Source organism: Microcoleus sp. CZ3-B2, from assembly GCF_036705055.1.
GTDB lineage: Bacteria > Cyanobacteriota > Cyanobacteriia > Cyanobacteriales > Microcoleaceae > Microcoleus.
In genome coordinates, this window is record NZ_JAUBTN010000125.1 from 1 (window position 1) to 4,451 (window position 4,451).

Annotated in this window: 3 protein-coding genes; 1 reads left to right on the forward strand and 2 read right to left on the reverse strand. The window is 46.5% G+C overall.

Annotated features, from left to right (window positions below; all coding sequences use genetic code 11):
- Positions 1-504 precede the first annotated feature (504 nt).
- Positions 505-660 carry a hypothetical protein gene (locus tag QUA97_RS27905; RefSeq protein ID WP_194070405.1) on the forward strand — a complete coding sequence of 52 codons (156 nt, stop codon included), beginning with the start codon at positions 505-507 and terminating at the stop codon, positions 658-660.
- A 113-nt stretch (positions 661-773) separates the two neighbouring features.
- On the opposite strand, the gene QUA97_RS27910 is transcribed toward QUA97_RS27905, so the two are convergent.
- Positions 774-2,615: a ShlB/FhaC/HecB family hemolysin secretion/activation protein gene (locus QUA97_RS27910; protein ID WP_333197543.1), complete on the reverse strand. Its 1,842-nt coding sequence runs from the start codon at positions 2,613-2,615 to the stop codon at positions 774-776.
- Positions 2,616-3,238: 623 nt separating this feature from the next.
- Entirely contained in the window at positions 3,239-4,024 is a 786-nt protein-coding gene (locus QUA97_RS27915) for a PspA/IM30 family protein (protein ID WP_194010977.1), read from the reverse strand.
- Positions 4,025-4,451: the final 427 nt, after the last annotated feature.

The following is a 4,451-nucleotide window of genomic DNA, read 5'->3' on the forward strand; positions in this document are numbered from 1 at the left end:
GACTTGGCTGCTGCTGAAACTACTCCCGTAGCAATGGTTGCTCCTTCTATCAACGGCTAAGTTTTAGTCTGAGATTACAAAAAGCGCTCCTAGAAATAGGGGCGCTTTTTGTTTGGGGAAAATCCCATTTTTGTATTAGAACTTACCCATCAAGATCGAAGAAACCAATTTTTTCACCTAATAATTTAGCTCGGAGGAATAATTTTCGTAAAACCATGTTTTTGCCCACTAATTCACACCCTTCCTAATTATGTGTAACTTGAAGCGCACAAATTATTAATACTATTAGTAATGTTCGAGATTTGCGATCGCCCTTTCATGAAAAATCCAGCTTTTGAAATAACTCGGCAACCTGCAGAGTCAAGTCAGGGACAATTAAAATTAAATAAATCTCCATGCCTTTGTCTGCCCCTGCTTCACAACTTCTAAATTCTCACTTTCCTTTTACTTTTAACATTTAACTGCTTGGCAATTGAGGTATAATAATGCAAAGCAAAAATTAAATTGAACCCAAAGAATATCAAAGTTAAAACAAGGGTAAAAAAAGAAGTAAACGACAGCCTAGAAATCATCGCAAACATCGCCAAAATGATAGAGAAAAACCCAAAACCGGAAGCAAAAGAACTTAAAATCAGCAACTGCACCTTAGACATAGTTTAATTTTAAAATTATCAGTAAAATGCACTCTTGGCAGCTACAGACGAGTGCCAAATGGTACTTATTACTATATAGCGGAATTGCTCAGTTGCGCCAAGGGCATAACGGCGGCTTGCTTAAAAAGGTTGGAATTCTACTGAAAAATACAGCCCGCGCTCTTGCAAACTTCTGTCTCTCGACTTAAGATAAATCAAAGGAATTCCCCAACCCAAGCGAGCGTTCCACCTCTTGCCGTACTGCCAACGCAAGCCCAATCCCGCTGACAGCAAAGTATTTGTTTCCAAATCCACCCTAGAGCAGCTATTCCAAACATTGCCAGCCTCCACAAACGGTGTTACTTGCAAAACTCCTTGGTTGTCCCCAATTCGCAAAATCGGATAGCGCAACTCGGCAGAAGCAAAAATCCCGCTATCGGCGAGCAAAGCATCTTGACGGTAGCCCCGCACTGTATCCGGGCCGCCCAAACCAAATTGCTCCATCGGCAAAAGCTCACCTCCAGCCAACTGCAGGTCCGATCGCACCACCAGCAGCGTCTGGGGAGCCAACAACCGCAGGTACTGCAATTGACCCCGCCACGCCAAAAATTGACCGTCAGGCTCACTGCTGTTCACCGTAGCGCCAAATGCTGCAACTCCCAGACTGAACTGCGATCGCGCCGCCAAGACATCCCTCTCTCCCCTCCGAGTAAAATCCTGAAACAGCCTCAGCGCCGAAACCCGAGTTCTCCCGCGACTGTCAGCTCCCGGCGACAGCGAAAAATCCTCTCCCAGCAAAGATGTATCGCTTTCTCGCCTGCTCGCACCAATACCAAGAGCGATTTCTGTTCTCGCAGTTTGGACGATTGGCTGCCGGTAAGTCAACTCATAAGTCCGGCTCGACGACTCAATATCCAGCGCGTCAAAAGGCTGCTCAACAATATTGCTGCGACTCCTGCTTGCCTGAAAACTTACACTACCGTTGCGCGCATTCACAGGCAGCGCGTAGCTAACATCTACAGTATTGCTGCCCTCACTATTTGTATAAATCAAACTCGCACTATCTCCCAAACCCGATAAATTAGCTTCGCGGACTTCGGCCCCGCGCCGCCAACTCCCCACACTCGGAGAGCGAGAATTATCAGTAAAAATCCCAGCTTGGAAAGTTTTTGATTCTTTGACTCGGACTAATAGCACATTAAAACCCGGACGAGAACCCGCTTGCAATTCTGCTGAAATATTTTGGATTTGACCGCTTAGTTGCAGCAGTTGCAGAGCTTCTAACAAACGCTTTTCCTTCAGCGGGCCTCGCGTTGCCAGTGCCAAACGACTTCTGACATAGTTAGAATTCAGCCGCCTAGTTCCGACTACTTTGATACTTTCTAGCTTGCCTTCTAGCACTAATATTTTTACAACTCCACCTGCGAGCGTTTGTGGCTCAATCAGCGCTCCCGAAGTGATATAACCTTTGCTAAGGTACAGTTCATTGATAGCAGAACGAGCTTGCAGCAGTTCGGTAAAAGTCAGCGGGCGGCCTACAAAGTTTTTGAGTGCAGCGTCTAATTCTTGCTTGCTAAAGACGGTGCTGCCGACTACTTCAAATCGATCGACCTTGATGGTACCCGGAATGTTGGGTAATTCTTCAGGCTGTGCCGGCACTACTGGTGGCAAAAGCTGTTCTACCGGAGGTAAGGGCCCAGGGGGCGCGGGTTCTGGGAGTGGAGGTGGAGTTGGCAGCAGCGGGTTGGGAATCGAAATTTCCTGTCTGTTTTCTCCTCGGTTCGGCAATTGAGCGAGAGTTTCTCGTGACTGATTTTGGGCCGGTAGATCGAACTCCGGGATGTTGTTTTCTGGCTCTTGACTCTCTTTTTCTAATTCTGAACTTGAGTCTAAATCAGGAAGCCGATCGCGATCGTCTGCAGTTTCTGGATTAAGTTTTAATTTAAACTCTAAATTATCATTAAAAATTGGCGACCGGCCCAATGACTCGGCAGCAACCGCAGACTCGCCAACACTTTGAGCTGTTAGGGGTACGGGCCAAATAACTGGTATTGAACAAGCAAGTGCTAATGTCCTGAAAAACTTGATTCTACAAAACGCTCTGGAATGTGGCCGGGCCATGACAGGTTAAACCCTTTTAGATTAAAGAATTGAACAATTGGGAATGCTTTACAGGCTCGGGGTTGGGAGCTTTCACGCGAGTTCCATTATTTGAGAAAAATGGTGTTAAGTAGAAGGCAGGAGGCAGAGGGCTTGCTTCGGCTTCGCTCTGGACAAAAAGAAGCAAGAAGAGATAGACAGCAAGCTTTTGAGCGATCGGACTCATAGGTTTAATTAGGTGGATTTACTTAGCAATATTTGATAGTTATTTATACTGCTACGAGTAGCCAAGCCGGTGTAATTGCTAATAATAAAGTCACTTTATCATTTTTTTTTAAAGAATTAAATCCTTAATTCAATATAAAGATACTTGACAAAATGCAATATTTATGTTTTATGAACTTGCGACTGAAAAAAGCTCCGACTTCCCCAAGCTAGCGCTGTAGGTAGGCGGAGCATTCTATCAAAGCGATGTCTGAGAAATAGGTGAATTTTGATAGAAATTACTACATTTTATTGAGCTGCGATCGCAATTCTTCCAACTCAGCGTCAATCACCGGACTCGACTCGGAGGTAGTAGCCTTGGCAGTTTGATCCGCTGCGGGCAATTGACCTTGAGCCACAGAACCTCCGCTCAGTTGAGCTTTCATCTGAGCCAACTCGTCGTCAACACCGCCGCCACTTTCGAGCAAGCGGAACTGTTCCTCTAAATTGCTGCCACCGGCCGCCAGTTCTGCTGATGCTCCGGCGCGAGCTTCTATCTGCAAAACTTTTTCTTCCATGCGATCGAAAGCTGCCATTGAACTGCCAGTATTCAGGGTGCCAATGGTGTTGTTAAGCTGTTCCTGGGCCTTAGCTGCGGATATTCTGGCCTTGAGCATATCCTTCTTAGTTTTGGCTTCGGAAATCTTGCTTTCCAAACCGATCAAGTTACGCTTGAGGCTTTCTACTTGACCCGATTGCTGTTCCAAACTACTTTTCAGGGTAGCCGCCGTTTCTGCGTGAGATTTTTTACGCACTAGGGCTTCGCGGGCCAAAGTTTCGTCTCCTTTTTGCAGGGCTAGCTGAGCGCGTTGCTGCCACTGGTTAGACTGGGATTCAGCTTGATTGTACTGAGTCTGGGTACGCTTTTGGGTTGCGATCGCGCTGGCAACGGCTTGACGCAACTGCACCAAGTCTTCCTGCATATCCGTCACGGACTGTTCTAAAATCTTTTCCGGGTCTTCAGCTTTGTTGACCATATCGTTAAGATTGGCTCTGACGACTCGGCTGATGCGGTCAAATAATCCCATAATCCTATTTTTCCTGTGAGGTGTACGAACTAGGCGGTAAGCAGGCTTGATAGCGTTAGCCCGCTTTGAGTTAAACTGATTTGGTCAGATGTTTCGCGCGATCGATCCTTTGGCAATTTTTGCAAACATATAAATACAGTTTAAAGCGATCGAGTCAGTGGTGCAGGCAAACTGATTTGATGCACCTATCTATTGAGTTTAACTTCGATCCGGGAATTCCCCAACACGCTTGTGAAGTATGTCTAACTCGGCTGGTCAACTACCCATCACCAAGCGGAGTACCTCTAGGGTGTGGGCTTGTATCTGGACTCCACCGCAATTCCGAGAATCTAGAAAGAATCTCAGCTTTGGTTTCACGGCCCGATACATCGCAAGGATGCTGACAAGCTCCCCGTACTCATCCAGTCTTGCCGGACAAGCAACGCTC

Excerpts from the sequence above, each read along its gene's own strand:
- QUA97_RS27915 (WP_194010977.1), bottom strand. The coding sequence starts at position 4,024 with ATGGGATTATTTGACCGCATCAGCCGAGTCGTCAGAGCCAATCTTAAC.